The organism is Bradyrhizobium yuanmingense, from assembly GCF_029167105.1.
GTDB classification, from domain to species: Bacteria; Pseudomonadota; Alphaproteobacteria; order Rhizobiales; family Xanthobacteraceae; genus Bradyrhizobium; species Bradyrhizobium yuanmingense_A.
On sequence record NZ_JARFML010000135.1, the window covers coordinates 1 to 431 of the forward strand.

Annotated in this window: 1 protein-coding gene; it reads right to left on the reverse strand. The window is 54.3% G+C overall.

The features are described 5' to 3' along the window. The coding region (locus tag P0R31_RS40805) for an FAD-dependent monooxygenase (RefSeq protein ID WP_275521264.1) at positions 1 to 431 on the reverse strand (431 nt) is incomplete at both ends.

Sequence of the window (431 nt, forward strand, 5' to 3'; positions counted from 1 at the left end):
CTTTCAACCTTGCATAAGCCCAGGCGATTATCAAAAGCGATATTTAACGCGCGATTAAATTCGTCTTCGCCTGCCTGCTGCATCCGCTGCGCTTCCTCTGGCGACAGTGACCAGACAATCGAGCAAAGATGCGGATCGCTAAGCGGCAAAAAGGCCAGAATGCCTTCGCCATGAAAAACCTGTCGCGCCACCGCATCATGCGGTTCTTCCGTGCGAATGGTCGCCACCAGCGCGTGATGCTGATAATCCCAGAAAGTCAGCGGAATATCGGCTTTGTTGCGCAACCAGGAATTAGCGCCGTCCGCGCCAATCACCAGACGCGCCGTTAACATGCTGCCATCTTTCAACGTCAGGAAGGTTTCATTTTCACCCCAGGCGACCTGCTGTAATTCTGCGGGGGCCAACAGAGTGATATCTGACGACTGCAGCGC